The following is a 20,836-nucleotide window of genomic DNA, read 5'->3' on the forward strand; positions in this document are numbered from 1 at the left end:
CTCTCCGACGGCCAGGTCACCTATGACGACGGCTCGCCGCAGACGGTCGACCAATATGCGCGCGACGTTGCCTCCTTCCTGATGTGGGCCTCGGAACCGCATCTCGAAGACCGCAAGCAACTCGGCTTCATGGTCATCATCTTCCTGCTGATCTTCTCGGCGCTGATCTACCTCACCAAGCGCTCGGTTTACGCGTGCAAGTGATTGGTGGTGGTGCGGCTCGTTCCTCATCAGGAGCGGGCCGCATCATATTGACATGCTGTTCTCGAAAGTGACCGTTCCTTTGGTGAGGTTGCCAGAGCAAATCACAACAGCGCTAGAACGGTGTCGATATTTGCTAGAAAGTGAAGCGGCTTCGGTGGCGAAGAGGATCGAGAAGCCGTGAACCGTCCAGATGGATGGATCGAGCCAGATAAAGCAGCTTCCCCGCCATCTGTTGGGATGTTTTGACAGAGATCCGACACCAAACGCAAGCGATCCGCCGGCGGGATGACCATCGGCGGATTCGACGCAGTAATTGCGGTATTGCCGTCGATCGGACTTGAGGTGCAGTCGGGTTTTGGATTCAGAAGCGTCGGCCGTGACCCCCCGGCCGACGCTTCCCCCCCAATGTGAGGCTGCCCCGTATGAGCCTCACAGGTTCGTCTAAGTTCCGGTTCCTGTACGGGCTGGCGCAAGGGCCGCCCGCGTGAGTTTCGTTACTGGGTGGCCTTAACGAGATCGGCATCCAGGCGCTTGCGAATCATCGGAGGAACCTGAGCAGTCTTAATTGCGGAGACGTTTGCCGGATTGTCGCCAACCTGGATCAGCGCGACCATGCCCATGCCGGCATGCGGCGTGCACTTCACGACATAATCGCCGGCAACGTCGAACTTCTGCTGGAATTGCTCGCTGGGCTTGGACTTGAACTCAGGCGCGCCGTCAGGAATCAGACCCTTATACGTTTCGACGTTGTGGCTCTTGTCGGTGGGGACGAAGGTGACGGTATCTCCGGGAGCGATCTTGATGAAGCCGGGCTCAAATGCCATCGCACCGTCGGCGCCCTTGTTGAGCAATTGAATCTGGTGATCGGCGGCCATCAACGGAGCTGCCGATACAATGAGGGCAGCCGTTGCAGCGATAAGACCGACTTTGAAACGCATCTGGATATCTCCTATTCTATGGGGCCTCGTTGGCCTCGAGAACGTTTCTAGGAGATGTGGACGGTGCGTTCTTTGACGCTCGTCAATTTGGGAAGTGATTCAAGCTTTTTGAAAATGATTCAAGAGTTTCGCGGGTTCGGGATTGTTCGAGGCTGCCTTGATTGCCGGTGGGCCGCCAGCGCTGCGTCTGGATGACGGAGACGACTTCCAGTGCAACGAGCACATTGTTCCGGGCTGGTCCCGCGGGACCGCCAGGGCGAGACACACCCTCTGGTTTGGATCATTTCCGGTCGATAAGGTCCCGGACCCTGGATGCCAGCTCGCGCGCCGTATAGGGCTTCCGCAGCCACTGCGCCCCGGAGATGATATCCTTTTCGGCAAGCCCCGGTTCTGAATATCCCGAAGTGAAGAGGACGGTGATATCCGGCCTGAGTTCGCGGGCCTCTCGCGCCAACTCGTCACCGGTCATACCGCCGGGCATGACGATATCGGTGAAGAGTAGTTCGATTTCCTCGTTTTCCTTTAGGACATCGAGTGCGCGATGGCCGTTTTCCGCTTCAAGCACCGAATATCCCATGTCTGAAAGCCGCGCGACGGCGACACGGCGGACACGAGGATCATCTTCGACGACGAGGACCAGTTCATGGCCGCCTGGCAGGGCGCTCTCGACCTTCGTTGCTCCGCCGGTGTCGCCAAGCCGGGCGCCGGTCTCCGCTGGAAGGTAGATCCGGATCGTCGTGCCCCGTCCGACCTCGCTGTAGATTTGCAGGTGTCCGCCGGACTGCTTGACGAAGCCGTAGACCATGCTGAGGCCGAGACCGGTTCCCGATCCCACCTCCTTAGTCGTGAAAAAAGGCTCGATGGCGCGCTTCTGCACATCCCCGCTCATGCCGATACCGGTATCGGTCATGGAAATGAGCACGAAGTTGCCGCTGCGGACTTCGGGATACATCTTCGCATAGTCAGCATCGAGGTGGACGCGTGAGACTTCGGTGGTAAGGCTGCCGCCTCTCGGCATCGCATCACGCGCGTTGAGCGCAATGTTCAGGATCGCATTCTGAAGCTGTGATGGGTCGACGAGGACGTTGAAGTCCGATCCCGACAAAACCGTGGAGAGCTTGATGTTCTCGCCGAGCGTACGGCGTAATAGGTCGGAGAAACCGGTGAGGAGTTGGCTAAGATCGGCTGGCTTGGGGTTGAGAGGCTGGCGTCGGCCGAAGGCTAGCAATTGCCCTGTCAGCTTCGCACCATCCGCGGCTGCCGCCTGTGCCTCCCGCAGGATATCCTTGAGCCGGCCTTCCGGAAGCTTGTCCTCGATCATCTCCAAATTTCCGCTGATGACGGTCAGGAGATTGTTGAAATCGTGGGCGAGGCCGCCGGTCAATTGTCCGACCGCTTCCATCTTCTGGGCCTGACGGAGGTCTTCCTCGATTTTGAAGCGGCTGGTCAGATCGCGCACGAAACCGGTGAAAATCCGCTCGCCGTCGGATGTCGCTTCACCGACATGCAGTTCGATCGGAAATTCCGTGCCATCTGCCCGCTGGCCTGTGACCACGCGGCCGTAACCGATGATTCGCTTCTCGCCCGTATCGAGGTAGTGGTCGATATAGCCATCGTGTGCGGCCCGGTAGGGGTTTGGCATCAGATTGCTGACGTTGCGGCCGCAGATTTCGTCGGCCGACATTCCGAAGAGCTTTTCGGCGGCCTTGCTGAAGGAAATGACGATGCCCTTCTGATCGATGACGACCATGGCATCGGGAACGGTGTCGAGGATCGATCTCAGATGCGCTTCGCGCGTGCGGACATCCTGTTCCGCCTTTCTGAGCGCGCTGACGTCGCTATTGGTCTGGATGACGGCCGGCTCGCCGTCCGGCAGGTTCACCAGCACGCACCGGCTGGCGATGAAGATATCGTGGCCGTCCTTGTGGCGATGAACGATCTCGCCGCGCCAAAACCCCCGCGACCTGAGCTGGGCGCGGATTGAGTCCTGCGGTTCCGAAGGGCGCGTCGCGAGGAGATCGTGGACGTTCTCCCCGACGGCTTCCTCACGGGTCCAGCCATAAAGGTTTTCGCTGCCGATCGACCAATGCGTGATGGTTCCCTCGAGGCGGTAGACGATGATGTCGGCCCCGTCGAGCACATGCACCAGCGCATCCAGTTCCTGTGGCGATGCGGTACGAGGCGAAATGAGGCGATGAGGCATGGCCACGATATTCTTCGAGACGTTAATGGACACTCATCCTATGACAGGTTTCGGCTGAGAAATCATCAGCATTGCCGGATAGTTGCTGAAGACGCGAGAAGCTCAGGATCCTGAGGTCGTGCCGTCCTTCCGAAGCGACGACATTCCTCAATGCCAGCTTGCTGATGGTGCGCGATACGGTCTCGATGGTCATCCCAAGGTAGTCGGCGATGTCCTGCCGGTTCATCGGAATGTGAAGGAGACCCTTCTGCGTCGTCCCACGCCGGTTTGCCATCGTCATGATAAAGCTGCAGAGGCGTTCCTCGGCATTCTTCTTGGAGAGCAGAACCATCTGGTCGTGCGCGGCCATGGTCTCCCGACACAGCAGGTTGATGTATTCAGGCCGCAGCGATTCGGAGCGGACGACTTCCTCGTGGAAGCTCTTGCGCGAAATCCGGCGAACCTTGCAGTCGGTGACCGCTTCGGCGGTAAAGAGGAAATCGTCCTGCAGGAAGGCGCCGATCACATCGCCGGCGAAATGGAATCCCGTGACGGCCCGGCGCCCTTCGCCGATGATGCGATGCAGGCGGACCACGCCTTGCTGGATGTGGAAGAAATGCTTCACCGCATCGCCCTCCCAACAGAGCGCCTTGCCGGCTTCCACCGTCTCAGTCGGCGCGGTTTGAAAAACTGATGCAAGCGGCTGCTGGCCGATTGTAATCGCTTCGTTCGCGACTTCCGCATGGTCGAATGCCTGGTTTCTCTGCATAAGCATCGTTGCGTCCCTTCGTTTGACTGTGACCGCAATAGATGCCGGCCCCGTCACAAGAGAATGAGCGCCGTGTTCGAAAGCGTGCGAAAGTGTAACGGTTTGTAACAAGCCCGGAAGCTGGGGCCGCGTCCGCCTTTCGTTGATCTAAATCAAGGAGGTGCGGCCCGCTTCATGACAGTCCTTCCCCAGAGTGCGAGGAAGCCGGCCGGCATGCGGTCGCCAGCGCACTGGGGATGACACCATGAACTATACCGTCGAGACGATGGCGGTCGCCATCGCAGCGTTCGCGACTCTGGTGATGGCAGGGCTCGCGCACGACCATCTATTCGCCGTCCATATGGGCATAATCTGTTTCTGCCTGACCATTGGAACAATCCTGCTCATTAGACGGGTCGACTTTTCTCCGGCGGGCCAGGTGCCGAAGGTCGAGGCATCAGGCTACTTCGACGAGGTCGTGCGGTATGGCTTGATCGCCACCGTCTTCTGGGGCGTCGTCGGTTTCCTTGTCGGTCTCGTGATCGCGCTACAACTGGCGTTTCCCGATCTGAACTTCGCGCCGTACCTGAATTTCGGACGGCTCCGGCCGGTTCACACATCGGCCGTGATCTTTGCGTTTGGCGGCAACGGTCTGATCATGACCTCTTTCTATGTCGTCCAACGCACCTGTCGTGCGCGCCTCTTCGGCGGAAGTCTGCCCTGGTTCGTCTTCTGGGGATATCAGCTTTTCATCGTCATGGCGGCCACCGGCTACGTCCTTGGAATCACGCAGGCGCGCGAATATGCCGAGCCGGAATGGTACGAGGACATCTGGCTTACCGTGGTCTGGGTCGCCTATCTGGTCGTGTTCCTGGGAACTATCCTGAAGCGTAAGGAACCGCATATCTACGTCGCGAACTGGTTCTACCTCGGCTTCATCGTCACCATCGCGATGCTCCACGTCGTGAACAACCTCGCGGTTCCGGTCTCTTTCCTCGGAACGAAAAGCTACTCGGTTTTTTCCGGTGTCCAGGATGCGCTGACCCAGTGGTGGTACGGTCATAACGCCGTCGGGTTCTTCCTGACAGCCGGCTTCCTCGGCATGATGTACTACTTCATCCCCAAACAGGCCAATCGGCCGATCTACTCGTACCGGCTCTCGATCATCCACTTCTGGGCTCTGATCTTCATGTACATCTGGGCCGGTCCGCACCATCTGCACTATACGGCGCTGCCCGACTGGGCCCAGACGCTTGGCATGGTCTTCTCGGTAATGCTCTGGATGCCGTCGTGGGGCGGCATGATCAACGGCCTCATGACGCTCTCGGGCGCCTGGGACAAGATCCGGACCGACCCAATCATCCGCATGATGATCGTCGCGCTCGCCTTCTACGGAATGTCGACCTTCGAAGGTCCGATGATGTCGGTGAAGACGGTGAACTCTCTCAGCCACTACACTGAATGGACCATTGGCCACGTGCATTCCGGCGCGCTTGGATGGGTCGGCATGATCACCTTCGGCGCGATCTACTACCTGACGCCGAAGCTGTGGGGCCGGGAGCGTCTTTATAGCCTGCGCATGGTCAACTGGCACTTCTGGCTCGCCACTCTTGGCATCGTCATCTACGCCGCCGTCTTGTGGGTCGCCGGCATCCAGCAGGGCCTGATGTGGCGCGAATACAATGCGCAGGGCTTCCTCGTCTACTCTTTCGCGGAAACCGTGGCAGCCATGTTCCCATACTACGTCCTGCGCGCCGTCGGCGGCGGCCTCTACCTGGCCGGGGGCCTGGTCATGGCATGGAACGTCTTCATGACGGTCCGCGGTCACCTGCGGAACGAAGCTGCTCTTCCGACCTCTTACGTGCCTCAGGCACAGCCCGCCGAGTGAGGTGAAAAAAAATGGCATCGATACTAGACAAACACCAGTTCCTCGAGAAGAACGCCACGCTGCTTCTGCTGGGCTCGCTCCTCGTGGTCAGCATAGGCGGCATCGTCGAGATCGCTCCGCTGTTCTATCTCCAGAACACGATCGAGAAGGTGGAGGGGATGCGCCCCTACACGCCCTTGGAGCTCGCCGGCCGCAACATCTACATCCGCGAAGGCTGCTATCTCTGCCATAGCCAGATGATCAGACCGTTCCGCGACGAGGTTGAGCGTTACGGGCACTATTCGCTTGCCGCGGAGTCGATGTACGACCACCCGTTCCAATGGGGATCCAAGCGGACGGGACCGGATCTTGCCCGTGTCGGAGGCCGCTATTCAAACGAATGGCACGTCCAGCACCTTTCGAACCCTAGAGCGGTCGTGCCTGAGTCGATCATGCCGACTTACGCCTTCCTCAGGGATAAGGAGGTGACCGTCAAAGACGTAGGGATGGATCTGAAAGCCAACGAGGACGTGGGGGTCCCCTACACCGACGATATGATCGCCAATGCCGAGGCGGACATGAAGGCGCAGGCCGACCCGAATGCGGACACGGCCAGCCTCCTCAAGCGCTATCCAAAAGCGAAGACCGGCGACTTCGATGGCGATCCGACCAAGCTCACCGAGATGGATGCTCTTGTCGCCTACCTGCAGATGCTCGGCACGTTGGTCGACTTTTCGACCTACGACGACGCCACCGGTTACCGATGAGGTGAAGCAATGGAAACGTACAACGCAATGCGGCACTTCGCCGACAGTTGGGGTCTTCTGGCCATGACCGCTTTCTTTGTGGGCGCGATCCTCGTGACGCTGCGGCCCGGTGGCAAGAAGGCCGCGGACGCCGCCGCCAACATACCCTTGAAGGATGACTGAGATGTCGGAAAAGCATGTAGACGAACTCAGCGGCGTCGAAACCACCGGACACGAATGGGACGGGATCCGCGAACTGAACAACCCCATGCCGCGATGGTGGGTATGGACGTTCTATGCAACCATCGTCTGGGCAATAGGATATGCGATACTCTATCCGTCCATCCCGATGATTGCGTCGGCCACGAAGGGATACCTAAATTTCTCCAGCCGTGCTGCGCTCCAGCAGGATCTTGACCAGGCCAAGACGGCCCAGATGAAGTTCCATGATATGATCGCGGCGAAGACGGTTCAGGAGATCGACACCGACCCAAAGCTCCGCGAATTCGCGGTCGCCGGCGGCGCGTCTGCCTTCAAGGTGAATTGCGCGCCCTGCCATGGTTCGGGCGCGAGCGGTGGGCCGGGCTTTCCCAATCTCAACGATGACGACTGGCTCTGGGGCGGAGATCTCGATTCGATACAGAAGACGATCTCGCACGGCATTCGATTCGACGCCGATCCCGACACGCACCTTTCCGAGATGCCGGCCTTCGGCGAAATGCTCGACAAGACCCAGATTCGCCAGGTCGCGGCCTATGTCTGGGGGTTGACGAATGCGCCTTCGGATCCGGCTCTGGCTTCGGCCGGCAAGCAGGTATTCATGGATAACTGTGCCGCCTGCCACGGAGAGGATGCGAAGGGCAAATTCGAAGTTGGCGCGCCTAATCTTGCCGACGCCATATGGCTCAAGGGCAAAGGGGAAGACGCGATCATTCGCCAGGTCACCGCACCGAAGCACGGGGTGATGCCGGCGTGGTCCGCCCGGCTTGGCGACACGACCGTCAAGGAACTGACCGTGTTCGTCCACTCGCTGGGCGGCGGAAAATAGGGGGTTCACATGATCAATCGCGAACACAACCCGCTTCTTGCACTTTACGGAACACCACGCGCAGTCGTCCATTCAAGGGTGTCCGCCCGGGCAAAATCGATGGCGCCTTCGTGCGATCAGGACGATCCGGAGAAGATTGGAAATCCCGTCGTCAGTTTGACCTCGCTGAAAGATCATAAATCCGAAAGCCGCTAAATTTGAATGCGGGGAGGCGTGGAAGCGCCTTCTCCTGCAATCTTCAGGGTCACGCCTCGGTCACCAGGGCGTGGCCTCATTTTAAGAGGTGGCGCGAGTCCGCCGGATCGATTTTGTTTGATGCCGGCCAAATACGGGGCACGCCCATGCTGCTATCCAGATGCCGCACGACTCCTTAAGGCTGCGTCTTGGTTCCCCGGACGCAGCCTCTTTTTTGATCGTCTGTTTCTTGACCTGGATCAAGGATGACCGCCTCGGACGCTGGCAGAAGAGATGGAAGAACAGCGGACGATTCTCATGAACCTCTATACAGCGCCAGATCCAAAGGAAGTCGAACGGGTCAACGTGGAGCCCGTCAACGCGCGCAGAAACCGGCGCCCGCTATACGCCGCCCGCAAGAAGGTGTTTCCGAAGCGGGCTGAGGGCCGTTTCCGCCGATTCAAATGGATTGTGATGCTGATAACGCTCGGCATCTACTATCTAGCGCCCTGGATTCGGTGGGATCGCGGACCCTATGCGCCCGATCAGGCCATTCTGGTCGATCTCGCATCGAAGCGCTTCTTCTTCTTTTTCATCGAGATATGGCCGCAGGAGTTCTACTACGTCGCCGGCCTGCTGGTGATGGCCGGCTTCGGCCTTTTTCTCGTCACCTCCGCGGTCGGGCGCGCCTGGTGCGGCTATGCCTGTCCGCAGACCGTCTGGGTCGATCTGTTCCTGGTCGTGGAGCGTGCGATCGAAGGGGATCGAAACGCCAGGATGAAGCTCGACGCCGGCCCCTGGAGCTTCGACAAGATCAGGAAGAGAGTGCTCAAGCATTCCATCTGGCTCGTTATCGGCGTTGCGACCGGCGGTGCATGGATATTCTATTTCGCCGACGCACCGACGCTTCTGCATAGCCTCCTGGCCGGCGAAGCTCCCGCAGTCGCTTATGCCACCGTCGCTATCCTGGCCTCGACGACCTATGTTCTCGGTGGTCTGATGCGCGAACAGGTCTGCACGTATATGTGCCCGTGGCCGCGCATCCAGGGAGCGATGCTCGACGAGAACTCGCTCGTCGTCACCTACAACGACTGGCGCGGCGAACAGCGCTCGCGCCATGCCAAAAAGGCGCAGGCGATGGGCGAAGTCGTCGGTGACTGCGTCGACTGCAATGCCTGCGTCGCCGTCTGTCCGATGGGAATCGACATCAGGGATGGCCAGCAGATGGAGTGCATCACCTGCGCCCTCTGCATCGACGCCTGCGACGGCGTGATGGACAAGCTCGGAAAGCCCCGCGGCCTGATCGCATATGCAACGCTTAGCGAATATTCGGCCAACATGGCCCTTGCAACGGATGGCGGAAGGACCGCTGTCCAGCCGGCAAGGGTGAGAAATGCGGACGGCACGTTCATCGATGCGGTTCGCCACTTCAACTGGCGGATCATTTTCCGTCCGAGAGTGGTCTTCTACGCGGTCGTCTGGTCTGCAATCGGCCTCGCCATGTTGGCCCATCTGTCGATGCGCGAGCGCCTGGAGCTCAACGTCCTCCACGATCGCAATCCGCAATACGTCCTTGAAAGCGATGGGTCGATCCGGAACGGTTACACGCTGCGCATTCTCAACATGGTCCCGAAGCCCAGAAAGATCGAGTTGAGGCTGATCGGGATGGAGGACGCGACCATGCGCATCCCTGAGTTCGGCGTAAAGGATACCCGCAGTTTCATTGTCGACGCCTCACCGGACGTGGCCAACACGCTCAAAGTCTTCGTCACCCGCAAACAGACCGGCGTCGCCGTCAACGAATTCCTGTTCTCGGTCGAAGATGCCGACCATTCAGACAGAGCAACTTACCGCGCGGCATTCAACGCACCAGGAGAGGTCAAATGAGCATTCGCGCCCAAGGGTTTACCGGCAGACACATGCTGCTGACGACCGTCGCCTTCTTCGGCGTCATCATTACCGTCAATGTTACGATGGCATGGCTGGCGTCGTCGACCTGGAGCGGCCTGGTGGTGAACGACACCTATCTCGCCAGCCAGGAATTCAACAAGAACGCTGCCGCGATGAAGGCGATGACCGCATCCGGCATCGCGGGCAGCCTTTCGATCAAGGGTCGGGAGATCCATTACGACATCCGCAATAATAATGGATCGCCGGCGGCAGTCGACGACGTGACCGCCAACTTCAAGAGGCCCGTCGGAGACCACGAGGACTTCGCCGTCGCTCTCAAAAAACTCTCCGAGGGCCACTTTCTAGCGGATCACGACGTTGCCACCGGCGACTGGATCGTCGAGATCGTCGCGAAACGAGGAGAGACCCTCGTCATGCATCAGGCCGTGCGCATCGACACCGCTGAGACAGATCAATGACCTGCTGTACGATGAGTGCTGAAGCCGCGATGGCCATGAGCCGAAGCAATTTGAGCGCCGAGGAGATCACCCTTGCCAGCCAGCCATTGGGCGGAGGTTTGAGGCAGCTCGACCTCAGCGCGCCGGATGTGCACTGTGGTGCCTGCATCTCGACGATCGAGAAAACCTTGACGGCGCTTCCTTGTGTGCAAAAGGCCAGGGTCAACCTCACCTCCAAGAGGGTGACCTGCGTCTACGCCGAGCAGACGGCGGAGGGCACGACGGATCCTTCGGAAATCGTGGCCGCCGTCGAAGCCGCCGGTTATCGCGCCCATCTCTTCACGCCCTTTGCCCCGGAAAATGACAGCATGAAGAACCAGCTCCTGCTCGCCGTGGGGGTTTCCGGGTTCGCGGCCACGAATATCATGCTTCTGTCGGTATCGGTCTGGTCGGGCGCGGACGCGGCGACACGCGATCTGTTCCATTGGATCTCGGCAATGATCGCCGCTCCGGCGCTGATCTATGCCGGCCGTTTCTTTTTCCGATCGGCGTGGAACGCGCTAAGCCGCGGCCGCACCAACATGGACGTTCCAATCTCGCTTGCCGTGACGCTCTCCTATGCAGTCTCGGTTTGGGAGACCATCCACCATGGCGAACATGCCTGGTTCGATGCATCGGTCTCATTGCTGCTCTTTCTGTTGATCGGAAGGACACTGGATCACGTGATGCGCGAAAAGGCTCGCGCCGCGATCAATGGGCTGGCCAGGCTGGCGCCTCGCGGTGCGCTTCGAATCCTTCCAGACGGGTCGAGAACCTATGTCGCCGTCGATGAAATCGCGGTCGGTGACGAAATTGCGGTCTTTGCGGGCGAGCGCGTTCCGGTGGACGGCGTCGTCGTCGAGGGCGAAGGCGACCTCGATCTTTCCATCGTCACCGGCGAAAGCCGTCCTGTCGCGGTTTTCGCGGGCGCAGACGTCAGATCGGGCGCCATGAACCTGACGGGCTCGCTGGTGATACGGGCGACGAAGCTGGCGAAAGAATCCCTTTTGGCCGAAATCATCGTGCTGATGGAGGCTGCCGAGGGCGGTCGCGCCCGTTACCGGCGCATAGCCGATCGAGCCGCCGCGCTTTATTCGCCAGCAGTACATCTTCTCGCCTTGGTGTCCTTCCTCGCCTGGGGCTTTGCCGAAGGTGATTGGAAGCATGCGATGCTCGTCGCCGTCGCGGTGCTGATCATCACCTGCCCCTGCGCCTTGGGACTTGCCGTCCCGGTCGTTCAGGTCGTGGCAGCCGGCGAGCTTTTTCGCAAGGGCGTGATGGTCAAAGATGGCTCTGCGCTCGAAAGGCTGGCCGAAGTCGACACCGTGGCGTTCGATAAGACCGGCACGCTGACGATGGGGACGCCCCACCTTGTGGCGCGTGAGGCGGCCAGCGAGACATATGTTTTATCGGCCGCCGGGCTTGCAGCTCATTCGCGGCACCCTCTCTCCCGGGCTCTGGCGCGAAGCTCGAACCAAGTTCCGATGGAATTCGACCGAGTAACGGAAGTTCCCGGCGGCGGCCTGGAGGGTCGGCGTGGCGACGACGTCTACAGACTTGGCAGTGCCTCATTCGCAGCCGGTGGCGCGCCTGCGGCGCCGGCAACCGAGGGTCCGTTCTCCGAAGTCGTGTTTTCACGAAACAACGTGGTTCTCGCGCGGTTTTTCTTCGAGGATGCCCTGAGACCAGGCGCGCCCGAGGCGGTTGCCGGGCTCGAGACTGCAGGCTTCGCAACAGTCATCCTTTCCGGCGACCGGCAGAACGTGGTGGATCATGCTGCGCGAGCGCTCCATATCGATCGGGCGATCGGCGGACTGACGCCTGCGCAGAAGGTTGAGGAGTGCAAGGCGCTCGGCGACGGCGGCTGCCGCGTTCTGATGGTCGGTGACGGCATCAATGATGCGCCGGCACTCGCCGCCGCCCATGTTTCGATGGCGCCCGCCACCGCCTCGGACATCGGTCGCCAGGCGGCTGATCTGGTCTTCTTCAACGATCGGCTGGATGTGGTCCCCGAAGCTATCCAAGTCGCAAGGCGAGCAGCGATGCTCATCCGCCAGAACTTTGCTTTGGCCATTGCTTATAACGTGCTTGCGGTTCCGATCGCAATCGCAGGCTTCGCCACGCCGCTGATTGCTGCCGTCGCAATGTCCTCATCGTCCCTGATTGTCGTGACCAACGCCTTGCGGCTTAGCGCGCTGGCAAAACCCCGCTGGTCGCGAATGCCAGGAGAGGCCGGTGGAAGCCAGGAGGCCAAGCTCGCATGAACATGCTGATCTACCTGATCCCGATCGCGTTGTTCATGGGTGGCATGGGGCTGGCCGCGTTTCTCTGGTCGCTCAAAAACGGTCAGTACGACGATCTGCAGGGCGCCGCATGGAGGATACTCGCGGATGACGAAACCGACCCACCGAAACCATAGCCGTCGTTTGGGGGCAGTTTGATGCTTGCAAAAATACAGTTGCTTCAACGATCCCCGCTCTGCGAGGGATTGAACGAGCATACCGTAACGAACCTTCTTTCGCTGGTGGAGTTCCGGAGGTTTGGTCCGAACGAATGCATCGTCTCGGAAGGCGAGGACGCTCTCCATGTCTTCTTCGTCGTGACCGGCATCGTGCGGCTCACGAGGGGAAGAGCGAGTGGCCGCGAGACCGACGTCGGCATCTGCGAACCTGGAGACGTCTTCTCCGAATATCTTGTCCCGGGAGGTCGCTCCCATGCGCTCACCGCATGGGCGGCAGACTCTGCCGAGGTTGCCGCGATTGATCTCCTCCAGCTTCGCATTCTTGCCGCGGAACATCCGGGCGTGCTGTTGAACCTGATGCGGATCGCCTCGCGGCATCTCGTGGAGGCCTTCGAGTGCATCGCGGGCGATCGGTCTCAGACGGCAGCCCAGCGGGTGGCAAACTACTTTCTGCGCCATTGTCCGAGGTCTGCGACGCAGGCGTCGTTCCGCTTGCCATATCGAAAACGAATTCTTGCCGGAAAACTTGGATTGGCGCCGGAGGCTCTCTCTCGCGCATTCTCGGCACTTTCGGACGTCGGCGTCGTCGTGGCGGGAAAAACGGTGCGGATCGACAACGTCGAAATGCTTCGCACAATCTGCTGAACCGCTCCAAATTTGGAATCTTTTGCTGCTCGATATATCGGGCGAGTAGGGTGGGTTCGTCAGCGAATATTTGATCCCGATCAATGTCGGGCCGCTGAGCGAAGGTAAGGTGCGGACGAAGAAAGGCGTCTCCACCTATGATGATTTGGATATTATTCGCGGTCGTTACGACGGCAACAACGGCGGCATTGCTACATCCGCTGTCTTCGGGCCGGATACCATCCGCGGCGGTTTCCGTCGACGCGACCGCCGTATATCGCGATCAATTGCTGGAGCTCGACAGGGAGTTCGGGCTCGGCCGGATTTCGGCGAACGAGTATGAAATCACGAAGGCGGAGACGGCCAGGCGTCTTTTGAAGGCGGCCGAGCGCGATCGAACCGAAGTGTCGACGACAGCGAGGTCCTACAGGTGGTGGAAGCTGATCGTCGTGGTCTTCCTGCCGCTTCTCAGCGTCGGTATCTACACCGTTCTAGGCTCGCCGGAGCTTCCTTCCAAACCACTGGAGGAACGGCTGAGAAATCCCGGCGAGGACACCCCGATCCTGGTCCGGAAGATCGAAGATCATCTGCGGCTCTTTCCTGAAGACGGGAAAGGCTGGGACGTCGTCGCTCCGGTCTATTTGAAGATGGGTCGCGTCGCCGAGGCCGAAACTGCGTATCGAAACGTCATTCGAATCCTTGGTCCGAGCGTTGCGAGGCTTGACGGATTGTCGGAGACGACAATGGCTCTCGCCGATGGAAAGGTGGCTGCCGAAACCCGCACGATCCTCGCGCAGATCCTGCAACTTGAGCCGAACAACCCCCGTGCGCTCTTCTACCTGGCGCTTGCCTTGGAGCAGGATGGCAAGGCGGCGGATGCGAAGGCGGCCTTCGAGGCGCTGGCACAGCAATCGCCGCCCGAGGCGCCGTGGATGATGGCCGTCAACGACCATATCGCCAAGAATGGCGGCGCGGCCGCTGGGACTGCGGCAGGCTCGGCCAATGCCAAAACACCCGGCAATCCGACGGCCGATCAGGTGGCTTCCGCCGATGCGATGAACGCGGGCGATCGTCAGCAGATGATCCGCGGCATGGTCGACAGCCTCGACGCTAAGCTGAAGGAAGACCCGAAGAATTTCGAAGGCTGGATGCGGCTGATCCGCTCCTATGCCGTGCTGAACGACAAGGACCGTGCGATGGATGCGCTGAAGCGCGGCCTTGCGACCTTCCCCGCCGATGGCGACGAAGGCAAGCAGCTTCTGGCGCTGGCAAAGACGCTGGGATTGCCGACGGAGGTGACGCAGCAATGACCCGCAAGCAGAAACGTCTGGCCGTCATTGCCGGCGGCATGGGCTTCATCGCCGCCGCCGTGCTGCTCGTGCTCTTCGCCTTCAGCCAGTCGGTCGCCTATTTTTATATGCCGGCCGACCTCGCCAAGACCCCGGTCAGTGCCGGCACGCTGATCCGCCTCGGCGGCCTCGTCGGTGAAGGCAGCCTGGTGCGCGGCCAGGGGACGCAGGTGCAGTTTGCCGTCACCGACGGCACCGATGCGATCAAGGTCAGCTATAATGGCATCCTGCCGGATCTCTTCCGCGAGGGGCAGGGCGTGGTCACCGAAGGCAGGTTCGAGGCGGGCAGCAACGTCTTCGTCGCCGACAGCGTCCTTGCCAAGCATGATGAGCGCTATATGCCGAAGCAGGTCGCCGACAAGCTGAAGGCGGACGGCGTTTGGAAGGGCGAGGAACAAAGCCAATGATCATCGAGCTCGGACATTATGCGCTGGTGCTGGCGCTTGCGACCGCGATCATCGTCTCGATCCTGCCGGTGATCGGTGCACGGCGCGGCGAAGTGTCGATGATGGACATCGCCCCGGTCGGCGCCATCGTGCTGTTTGCGCTGGTTGCCTTTTCCTTCGGCGTTTTGACCTATGCCTATGTCGTCTCCGACTTTTCCGTGCTGAACGTCTGGGAGAATTCCCATTCGCTGATGCCGCTGATCTTCAAGCTCTCCGGTGTCTGGGGCAATCACGAGGGATCGATGATGCTCTGGCTGCTGATCCTGGCGCTGTTCAGTGCCCTGGTGGCGCTGTTCGGGCGCAATCTGCCGGATACGTTGCGCGCTAATGTGCTGGCCGTGCAGTCGTGGATCTCGGCCGCCTTTCTGATCTTCATCCTTTTGACCTCCAATCCGTTTCTCCGTCTCAATCCGGCGCCGGCCGAAGGCAAGGACCTCAATCCGGTGCTGCAGGATATCGGCCTGGCGATCCATCCGCCGCTGCTTTATCTCGGTTATGTCGGTTTTTCCGTCTGTTTCTCCTTTGCGGTTGCCGCCTTGCTCGAAGGCCGCATCGATGCCGCCTGGGCGCGCTGGGTTCGCCCCTGGACGCTGGCGGCCTGGACCTTTCTGACACTCGGCATCGCCATGGGCTCCTATTGGGCCTATTACGAACTCGGCTGGGGCGGCTGGTGGTTCTGGGACCCGGTGGAGAACGCCTCCTTCATGCCCTGGCTTGCCGGCACGGCGCTGCTGCATTCGGCGCTGGTGATGGAGAAGCGCGATGCCTTGAAGATCTGGACGGTGCTGCTGGCAATCCTCACCTTCTCGCTGTCGCTGCTCGGCACCTTCCTGGTGCGCTCCGGCGTGCTGACCTCGGTGCATTCCTTTGCCAGCGATCCGACCCGCGGCATCTTCATCCTGTGTATCCTGTTGCTCTTCATCGGCGGCTCTTTGGCGCTGTTTGCCTTCCGCGCCCCGCGGCTTGCCGCCGGCGGCCTGTTTGCGCCGATCTCGCGTGAGGGATCGCTGGTGCTGAACAACCTCATCCTGACGGTTGCCTGCGGCACGGTGCTGACGGGCACGTTATATCCGCTGGCCTTGGAGACGCTGACCGGCGACAAGATTTCCGTCGGGCCGCCGTTCTTCAACATGACCTTCGGGCTGCTGATGACGCCGATCCTGGTTGCGGTTCCCTTCGGGCCGCTGCTGGCCTGGAAGCGCGGCGATCTGCTCGGCGTGCTGCAGCGGCTTTATGTTGCCGCCGGCCTGGCCCTGGTCGCCGGCCTTGCCCTGTTTTACATCCGCCATGGCGGACCGGTGCTGGCCGTCTTCGGCCTGGCTGCCGGTTTCTTCCTGCTCTTCGGCGCGCTCACCGATCTCTGGTACCGCGCCGGGATCGGCAAGGTGGCTGGGAATGTCGCCTGGCGGCGGCTGATCGGTCTGCCGCGTTCGGCCTTCGGGACGGCACTTGCCCATGCCGGGCTCGGCATCACCGTGCTCGGCATCGTTGCGGTGACGACATTCCAGTTGGAAAACATCACCGAGATGAAGCCGGGCGGCACGGCCGAGATCGGCGGCTATACGCTGCGCTTCGATGGCATTCAGCCGGGGGTCGGGCCGAACTACACCGAGGATCGTGCCAAGTTCACGGTCAGCCGCGGCGGTGTTGCCGTTGCCAATGTCTCGTCGGCCAAGCGGCTGTTCACCGCCGGCCGCACCGCCACGACCGAGGCCGGCATTCTGACGCTGGGTCTCAGCCAGCTTTACGTCTCGCTCGGCGATCCCATCCAGGATGGCGGCATGGTGGTGCGGCTCTGGTGGAAACCGTTCATCATCTGCATCTGGGGCGGTGCCATCGTCATGGCGCTCGGCGGCTTCGTCTCGCTCAGCGACCGCCGTCTGCGCATCGGCGCGCCAAGCCGCAGGGCAAAGCCGGCCCGTCCGGCCATGGAGCCGGCGGAATGATCAGACGGTTGTTCCTGGCTCTGGCATTGCTCCTCGCCCCCGCCGCCGCCTTTGCCGTCAATCCGGATGAGGTTCTGCCCAATCCGGCACTGGAGGCACGGGCGCGGACGATCTCGGCGGAACTGCGCTGCATGGTCTGCCAGAACCAGTCGATCGACGATTCCAATGCCGATCTCGCCCGCGATCTGCGCCTGCTGGTGCGCAAGCGCCTCCTCAATGGCGATAGCGACCAGCAGGTGCTCGACTATATCATCTCTCGTTATGGCGAGTTCGTCCTGCTCAAGCCGCGACTGGAATGGACCACGCTTCTGCTTTGGGCATCGCCGATCTTGCTTCTCGGATGTTCGATGGTGCCCGTCGTTGTCGCGCGATCGACACGGAGGCGGAGCCCTCCAGATGCCAAGCTCACGGACGACGAACGCTCGAAGCTTGAGAAATTGCTGGCGGAGGCTGGCGACCGCTATGCCGGTTGATCGAGATCAAAGCGTCGCCGTCGCCTCCCGCTAGATTGAGCAAACACAGTCTATGATGCGCGAGGAGACGGGGCATGCTGGCCAAGGATATAATGACCCGGAATGTGGTTTCGATCAGCCCGGCGGTCAGCGTGCGCCGAGCGGCTGCGATATTAATCCAGAACAATGTGAGTGGCCTTCCCGTCGTCGACGACGAGGGCCGTATCTGCGGGATGCTGACGGAGGGCGACCTGCTGCTGCGGCGCGAAATTCGAGCGATGCCTCGGATGGCGCGGTCGCCTGACGCGATTTCGGAGACCGATCTTCAACGATATATCGGCAGCCATGGATGGTGCGTGGCCGATGTCATGTCGCAGGACGTGATCGTCGCTCGGCCCGACAGCGAGGTATCCGAGATCGCGGAAAGCCTGCAGGCGCATCGGATCAAGCGGCTGCCGATCGTCCAAGACGGCCGTCTGGTCGGGATCGTTAGCCGGCGCGATATTCTCGGCCTCATCGTAGAAGCCCCGGCGACGACGCTACCTCGGGATGATGAAGCCATCAGGCTTGCCGTGCGTACCCGTCTAAGATCGGAGCTCGGCCTCACACCGCAGAAGGTGCAGGTTTCCGTCAAGGGCGGAGAGGTGACCCTTGATGGCCACGTCGAGTCGGAACTGGCGAGGAAGGCTGTCCACACGCTGATCGAAAGCGTAGGGATCGGCGTCTACCACGACCGGCTTGCCGTCGGCAGTCTCTCTACGACCGAAGTTCGGTAACGCGCGCACGCCGCTGCCATAGTCACTGGTGAAAATTCGGCATTCGGATCAACGGGGATCGGAGCATCCTCGACGACTAGCCGCTCTCGGACCTAGCGGTATTCGGGTCCGGGAAACAGGGCCACATTCTATCGATTTCTAGGGGACTGCTTGCTCCGAATCCTGACGAGCGCCTCGACACGACGGCGGTAGCTGTTGCCGTCCAGCCAGATTTTAAGAGCGATTGCTGTCATGACCAGGAACGCGATGACGTAAGCCGCGGACACGTATTGAAGCTGATCCATTTCAGTTCTCCCTATGCATGGCGGCTCTTGCTGCGAGCCTGTGTTGAGAGATCAGCTTTCTGCGCCAGATCTCGTTTCGGATCGATGCAATGTGCAGCGTTGCAAACAGAGCGGCGAAGGCGAGCCCCATGATCAGCAGGGGACGGAGAAATTCGCCGTCCATCGCCGGACCGTCCAGTCTCAGCACGCTTGCCGGCTGGTGCAGCGTGTTCCACCAGTTCACCGAAAACTTGATGATCGGGATGTTTACGAAGCCGACGATGATGATGACCGATGTCAATCGTGGGGCCTGCGTCGACTCGTCGATCGCATGGTTGATGGCCAGTATCCCGAGATACATTATGAACAGGACGAACATGGAGGTCAGGCGCGCGTCCCACACCCACCAGGTGCCCCACATCGGCTTGCCCCAGATCGCGCCTGTGACGAGGGAGATGAAGGTGAACGCGGCCCCGAGCGGTGCCGCAGATCGCGCCGCAACGTCGGCAAGAGGGTGCCGCCAGACCAGGGAACCGATCGCGTTCGCCGTCATCACGGTATAGCAGAGAAGAGCCACCCAAGCGGCAGGGACGTGGACGTACATGATCCTGACGGTCTGGCCCTGTTGATAGTCGACGTCGGATGTGAAGCTGAAATTGAGGCCGGCTGCGAAGCATAAAATGGTCACGACAAGCAGCGTTGGCAGAACGCGATCGGCGAATTCCAGGAATTTCGAAGGTTGGGCGAGGCCGGTGATGGCGTTTCTGGTGCGGAGGAAAGTGCTCATGGGCCGGAGCCTTAACCTGAACGGTCCGGCGGATAATTGATCCGTGTCAAAGACCGAAGACGCCGAAGGAGTTTCGAGACTTGACGCAGATCAAATAGCTGTCGGCTGGACTGGTGTATCGCAGACACCATAGAAGGGAGCCAAGCATGGATTTCGAAGCATTTTTCAAAGGCGAACTGGGCGCGCTGCATCAGGAAGGCCGCTACCGCGTGTTCGCCGATTTGGAGCGTCAGCGCGGCAGCTTTCCGCGTGCGACCTGGCATACGCCGGAAGGCTCCAAGGACGTCACGGTCTGGTGCTCGAACGACTATCTCGGCATGGGCCAGCACCCCAAGGTGATCGAAGCGATGAAAGAGGCGATTGATCACTGTGGCGCGGGTGCGGGAGGCACCCGGAATATTTCTGGCACCAACCACCACCATGTTTTGCTGGAGCAGGAGCTTGCCGATCTGCACGGCAAGGAATCCGCGCTGATCTTCACCTCCGGCTATATCTCCAACTGGGCGACGCTCGGCACGCTCGGTGCGAAGATCCCCGGCCTGATCATCTTCTCGGATGCGCTGAACCATGCCTCGATGATCGAGGGCATCCGTTATGCCAAGTGCGACAAGGTCATCTGGAAGCACAACGACTTGCATGATCTCGAAGCCAAGCTGAAGGCCGCCGATCCGAAGGCGCCGAAGCTGATCGCTTTCGAAAGCGTCTATTCGATGGATGGAGACATCGCGCCGATCAAGGAGATCTGCGATCTCGCCGACCAATATGGCGCGATGACCTATCTCGACGAAGTGCATGCCGTTGGCATGTACGGCCCGCGCGGCGGCGGCATTGCCGAGCGCGAAGGGCTGATGGACCGGCTGACGGTGATCGAGGGCACGCTCGGCAAGGCCTTCGGCGTCATGGGCGGCTATATTGCTGCGTCGACCGCACTTTGCGATTTCATCCGCTCCTTTGCCTCCGGCTTCATCTTCACGACGTCGCTGCCGCCGGCCTTGGCGGCGGGGGCTGTCGCCTCGATCCGGCATCTGAAGGCCAGCCAGTTCGAACGTGCCCGCCATCAGGACCGGGTGCGCCGGCTGCGCGCCCAGCTCGATGCCTCCGGCATTCCGCATATGCCGAACCCGAGCCATGTCGTGCCGGTTTTGGTCGGCGATGCCGCCAAGTGCAAATGGATCTCGGACCTGCTGCTCGACATGGGCGTCTACGTGCAGCCGATCAACTATCCGACCGTGCCGAAGAAGACCGAACGCCTGCGCATCACGCCGACGCCGCTGCATTCGGATGCCGATATCGACCATCTCGTCGGCGCGCTGCATGCCCTCTGGTCGCGCTGTGCGCTGGCCCGAGTCGCCGCTTAGGGGCGAATGTGTACCAAGCCCCGAAACGCGGCTCGTAATTGACAATAATCAACGACGCCATCGGCAATCCGACGGACAAG

Annotated in this window: 22 protein-coding genes; 17 read left to right on the plus strand and 5 right to left on the minus strand. The window is 60.6% G+C overall.

Annotated features, from left to right (window positions below; all coding sequences use genetic code 11):
- Positions 1 to 204, plus strand: a 204-nt coding sequence (locus tag GGD50_RS25180; RefSeq protein WP_246451504.1) for a cytochrome c1, incomplete at its 5' end; no start/stop codon positions are given.
- Positions 205 to 698: 494 nt separating this feature from the next.
- On the opposite strand, the gene GGD50_RS25185 is transcribed toward GGD50_RS25180, so the two are convergent.
- From GGD50_RS25185 to GGD50_RS25195, 3 genes are all read right to left on the minus strand, one after another.
- Entirely contained in the window at positions 699 to 1,142 is a 444-nt protein-coding gene (locus tag GGD50_RS25185; protein WP_183939838.1) for a pseudoazurin, read from the minus strand.
- 280 nt (positions 1,143 to 1,422) lie between these two features.
- Positions 1,423 to 3,345: a hybrid sensor histidine kinase/response regulator gene (locus GGD50_RS25190; protein ID WP_183939840.1), complete on the minus strand. Its 1,923-nt coding sequence runs from the start codon at positions 3,343 to 3,345 to the stop codon at positions 1,423 to 1,425.
- A 22-nt stretch (positions 3,346 to 3,367) separates the two neighbouring features.
- Positions 3,368 to 4,099, minus strand: coding sequence for a Crp/Fnr family transcriptional regulator (locus GGD50_RS25195; protein ID WP_183939842.1), 732 nt, complete (start codon positions 4,097 to 4,099; stop codon positions 3,368 to 3,370).
- 238 nt (positions 4,100 to 4,337) lie between these two features.
- Between GGD50_RS25195 and ccoN the strand changes: the two genes are divergently transcribed.
- The 15 genes from ccoN (at position 4,338) to GGD50_RS25265 (ending at position 18,348) form a co-directional block, all read left to right on the plus strand.
- Positions 4,338 to 5,960, plus strand: coding sequence for a cytochrome-c oxidase, cbb3-type subunit I (gene ccoN / locus GGD50_RS25200; RefSeq protein WP_183939844.1), 1,623 nt, complete (start codon positions 4,338 to 4,340; stop codon positions 5,958 to 5,960).
- An 11-nt stretch (positions 5,961 to 5,971) separates the two neighbouring features.
- A complete protein-coding gene (gene ccoO, locus GGD50_RS25205; RefSeq protein ID WP_183939846.1) occupies positions 5,972 to 6,706 on the plus strand; it encodes a cytochrome-c oxidase, cbb3-type subunit II in 735 nt (244 codons plus the stop codon).
- Positions 6,707 to 6,715: 9 nt separating this feature from the next.
- Positions 6,716 to 6,868: a cbb3-type cytochrome c oxidase subunit 3 gene (locus GGD50_RS25210; protein WP_183939848.1), complete on the plus strand. Its 153-nt coding sequence runs from the start codon at positions 6,716 to 6,718 to the stop codon at positions 6,866 to 6,868.
- A gap of 1 nt (position 6,869) precedes the next feature.
- Positions 6,870 to 7,733: a cytochrome-c oxidase, cbb3-type subunit III gene (ccoP, locus tag GGD50_RS25215; protein ID WP_183939850.1), complete on the plus strand. Its 864-nt coding sequence runs from the start codon at positions 6,870 to 6,872 to the stop codon at positions 7,731 to 7,733.
- A gap of 9 nt (positions 7,734 to 7,742) precedes the next feature.
- A complete protein-coding gene (locus GGD50_RS32870; RefSeq protein WP_246451507.1) occupies positions 7,743 to 7,928 on the plus strand; it encodes a hypothetical protein in 186 nt (61 codons plus the stop codon).
- Positions 7,929 to 8,225: 297 nt separating this feature from the next.
- Positions 8,226 to 9,794 carry a cytochrome c oxidase accessory protein CcoG gene (gene ccoG / locus GGD50_RS25220; protein ID WP_183939852.1) on the plus strand — a complete coding sequence of 523 codons (1,569 nt, stop codon included), beginning with the start codon at positions 8,226 to 8,228 and terminating at the stop codon, positions 9,792 to 9,794.
- Entirely contained in the window at positions 9,791 to 10,276 is a 486-nt protein-coding gene (locus tag GGD50_RS25225) for a FixH family protein (RefSeq protein WP_183939854.1), read from the plus strand. Before ccoG ends, GGD50_RS25225 begins: the two co-directional genes overlap by 4 nt.
- Complete coding sequence (locus tag GGD50_RS25230; protein ID WP_183939856.1) at positions 10,273 to 12,558, plus strand: cation-translocating P-type ATPase; 2,286 nt, start codon at positions 10,273 to 10,275, stop codon at positions 12,556 to 12,558. Before GGD50_RS25225 ends, GGD50_RS25230 begins: the two co-directional genes overlap by 4 nt.
- Positions 12,555 to 12,713: a cbb3-type cytochrome oxidase assembly protein CcoS gene (gene ccoS / locus GGD50_RS25235; protein ID WP_183939858.1), complete on the plus strand. Its 159-nt coding sequence runs from the start codon at positions 12,555 to 12,557 to the stop codon at positions 12,711 to 12,713. Before GGD50_RS25230 ends, ccoS begins: the two co-directional genes overlap by 4 nt.
- Positions 12,714 to 12,734: 21 nt before the next feature.
- Positions 12,735 to 13,400, plus strand: a complete 666-nt coding sequence (locus GGD50_RS25240; protein WP_183939860.1) for a Crp/Fnr family transcriptional regulator — start codon at positions 12,735 to 12,737, stop codon at positions 13,398 to 13,400.
- Between the two features lie 137 nt (positions 13,401 to 13,537).
- Positions 13,538 to 14,689 carry a c-type cytochrome biogenesis protein CcmI gene (gene ccmI, locus GGD50_RS25245; protein ID WP_183939861.1) on the plus strand — a complete coding sequence of 384 codons (1,152 nt, stop codon included), beginning with the start codon at positions 13,538 to 13,540 and terminating at the stop codon, positions 14,687 to 14,689.
- Positions 14,686 to 15,135: a cytochrome c maturation protein CcmE gene (ccmE, locus tag GGD50_RS25250; protein WP_183939863.1), complete on the plus strand. Its 450-nt coding sequence runs from the start codon at positions 14,686 to 14,688 to the stop codon at positions 15,133 to 15,135. The genes ccmI and ccmE overlap by 4 nt, the downstream gene beginning before the upstream one ends.
- Positions 15,132 to 17,120 carry a heme lyase CcmF/NrfE family subunit gene (locus tag GGD50_RS25255; protein ID WP_183939865.1) on the plus strand — a complete coding sequence of 663 codons (1,989 nt, stop codon included), beginning with the start codon at positions 15,132 to 15,134 and terminating at the stop codon, positions 17,118 to 17,120. Before ccmE ends, GGD50_RS25255 begins: the two co-directional genes overlap by 4 nt.
- The gene (locus GGD50_RS25260; protein ID WP_183939867.1) at positions 17,117 to 17,593 is read left to right on the plus strand and encodes a cytochrome c-type biogenesis protein; all 477 of its coding nucleotides are present in this window, start codon (positions 17,117 to 17,119) and stop codon (positions 17,591 to 17,593) included. The genes GGD50_RS25255 and GGD50_RS25260 overlap by 4 nt, the downstream gene beginning before the upstream one ends.
- 74 nt (positions 17,594 to 17,667) lie before the next feature.
- Positions 17,668 to 18,348, plus strand: a complete 681-nt coding sequence (locus tag GGD50_RS25265; protein ID WP_183939869.1) for a CBS domain-containing protein — start codon at positions 17,668 to 17,670, stop codon at positions 18,346 to 18,348.
- Between the two features lie 128 nt (positions 18,349 to 18,476).
- Here GGD50_RS25265 and GGD50_RS25270 read toward each other — a convergent pair whose 3' ends face one another.
- Positions 18,477 to 18,632 (minus strand): heme exporter protein CcmD, encoded by a 156-nt coding sequence (locus tag GGD50_RS25270; RefSeq protein ID WP_183939871.1) that lies wholly within the window; start codon positions 18,630 to 18,632, stop codon positions 18,477 to 18,479.
- 1 nt (position 18,633) lies between these two features.
- Positions 18,634 to 19,398 carry a heme ABC transporter permease gene (locus GGD50_RS25275; RefSeq protein ID WP_183939873.1) on the minus strand — a complete coding sequence of 255 codons (765 nt, stop codon included), beginning with the start codon at positions 19,396 to 19,398 and terminating at the stop codon, positions 18,634 to 18,636.
- Between the two features lie 146 nt (positions 19,399 to 19,544).
- Here GGD50_RS25275 and hemA point away from each other — a divergent pair, with 146 nt between their 5' ends.
- Entirely contained in the window at positions 19,545 to 20,756 is a 1,212-nt protein-coding gene (gene hemA, locus GGD50_RS25280; protein ID WP_183939875.1) for a 5-aminolevulinate synthase, read from the plus strand.
- The last annotated feature ends 80 nt before the right edge of the window (positions 20,757 to 20,836 follow it).

It is taken from the genome of Martinezella paranaensis (assembly GCF_014200235.1).
Taxonomy (GTDB): domain Bacteria; phylum Pseudomonadota; class Alphaproteobacteria; order Rhizobiales; family Rhizobiaceae; genus Rhizobium; species Rhizobium paranaense.

What these genes read in the sequence shown, in the direction of transcription:
- GGD50_RS25225 (WP_183939854.1), top strand. Translation starts at nt 9,791, where the DNA reads ATGAGCATTCGCGCCCAAGGGTTTACCGGCAGACACATGCTGCTGACG.
- GGD50_RS25185 (WP_183939838.1), bottom strand. Translation starts at nt 1,142, where the DNA reads ATGCGTTTCAAAGTCGGTCTTATCGCTGCAACGGCTGCCCTCATTGTA.
- ccoN (WP_183939844.1), top strand. Translation starts at nt 4,338, where the DNA reads ATGAACTATACCGTCGAGACGATGGCGGTCGCCATCGCAGCGTTCGCG.
- GGD50_RS25195 (WP_183939842.1), bottom strand. Translation starts at nt 4,099, where the DNA reads ATGCTTATGCAGAGAAACCAGGCATTCGACCATGCGGAAGTCGCGAAC.
- GGD50_RS25275 (WP_183939873.1), bottom strand. Translation starts at nt 19,398, where the DNA reads ATGAGCACTTTCCTCCGCACCAGAAACGCCATCACCGGCCTCGCCCAA.
- ccoG (WP_183939852.1), top strand. Translation starts at nt 8,226, where the DNA reads ATGAACCTCTATACAGCGCCAGATCCAAAGGAAGTCGAACGGGTCAAC.
- ccmE (WP_183939863.1), top strand. Translation starts at nt 14,686, where the DNA reads ATGACCCGCAAGCAGAAACGTCTGGCCGTCATTGCCGGCGGCATGGGC.
- GGD50_RS32870 (WP_246451507.1), top strand. Translation starts at nt 7,743, where the DNA reads ATGATCAATCGCGAACACAACCCGCTTCTTGCACTTTACGGAACACCA.
- GGD50_RS25265 (WP_183939869.1), top strand. Translation starts at nt 17,668, where the DNA reads ATGCTGGCCAAGGATATAATGACCCGGAATGTGGTTTCGATCAGCCCG.
- hemA (WP_183939875.1), top strand. Translation starts at nt 19,545, where the DNA reads ATGGATTTCGAAGCATTTTTCAAAGGCGAACTGGGCGCGCTGCATCAG.
- GGD50_RS25240 (WP_183939860.1), top strand. Translation starts at nt 12,735, where the DNA reads ATGCTTGCAAAAATACAGTTGCTTCAACGATCCCCGCTCTGCGAGGGA.
- GGD50_RS25210 (WP_183939848.1), top strand. Translation starts at nt 6,716, where the DNA reads ATGGAAACGTACAACGCAATGCGGCACTTCGCCGACAGTTGGGGTCTT.
- GGD50_RS25270 (WP_183939871.1), bottom strand. Translation starts at nt 18,632, where the DNA reads ATGGATCAGCTTCAATACGTGTCCGCGGCTTACGTCATCGCGTTCCTG.
- ccoP (WP_183939850.1), top strand. Translation starts at nt 6,870, where the DNA reads ATGTCGGAAAAGCATGTAGACGAACTCAGCGGCGTCGAAACCACCGGA.
- GGD50_RS25260 (WP_183939867.1), top strand. Translation starts at nt 17,117, where the DNA reads ATGATCAGACGGTTGTTCCTGGCTCTGGCATTGCTCCTCGCCCCCGCC.
- GGD50_RS25190 (WP_183939840.1), bottom strand. Translation starts at nt 3,345, where the DNA reads ATGCCTCATCGCCTCATTTCGCCTCGTACCGCATCGCCACAGGAACTG.
- ccoO (WP_183939846.1), top strand. Translation starts at nt 5,972, where the DNA reads ATGGCATCGATACTAGACAAACACCAGTTCCTCGAGAAGAACGCCACG.
- ccmI (WP_183939861.1), top strand. Translation starts at nt 13,538, where the DNA reads ATGATGATTTGGATATTATTCGCGGTCGTTACGACGGCAACAACGGCG.
- GGD50_RS25230 (WP_183939856.1), top strand. Translation starts at nt 10,273, where the DNA reads ATGACCTGCTGTACGATGAGTGCTGAAGCCGCGATGGCCATGAGCCGA.
- GGD50_RS25255 (WP_183939865.1), top strand. Translation starts at nt 15,132, where the DNA reads ATGATCATCGAGCTCGGACATTATGCGCTGGTGCTGGCGCTTGCGACC.
- ccoS (WP_183939858.1), top strand. Translation starts at nt 12,555, where the DNA reads ATGAACATGCTGATCTACCTGATCCCGATCGCGTTGTTCATGGGTGGC.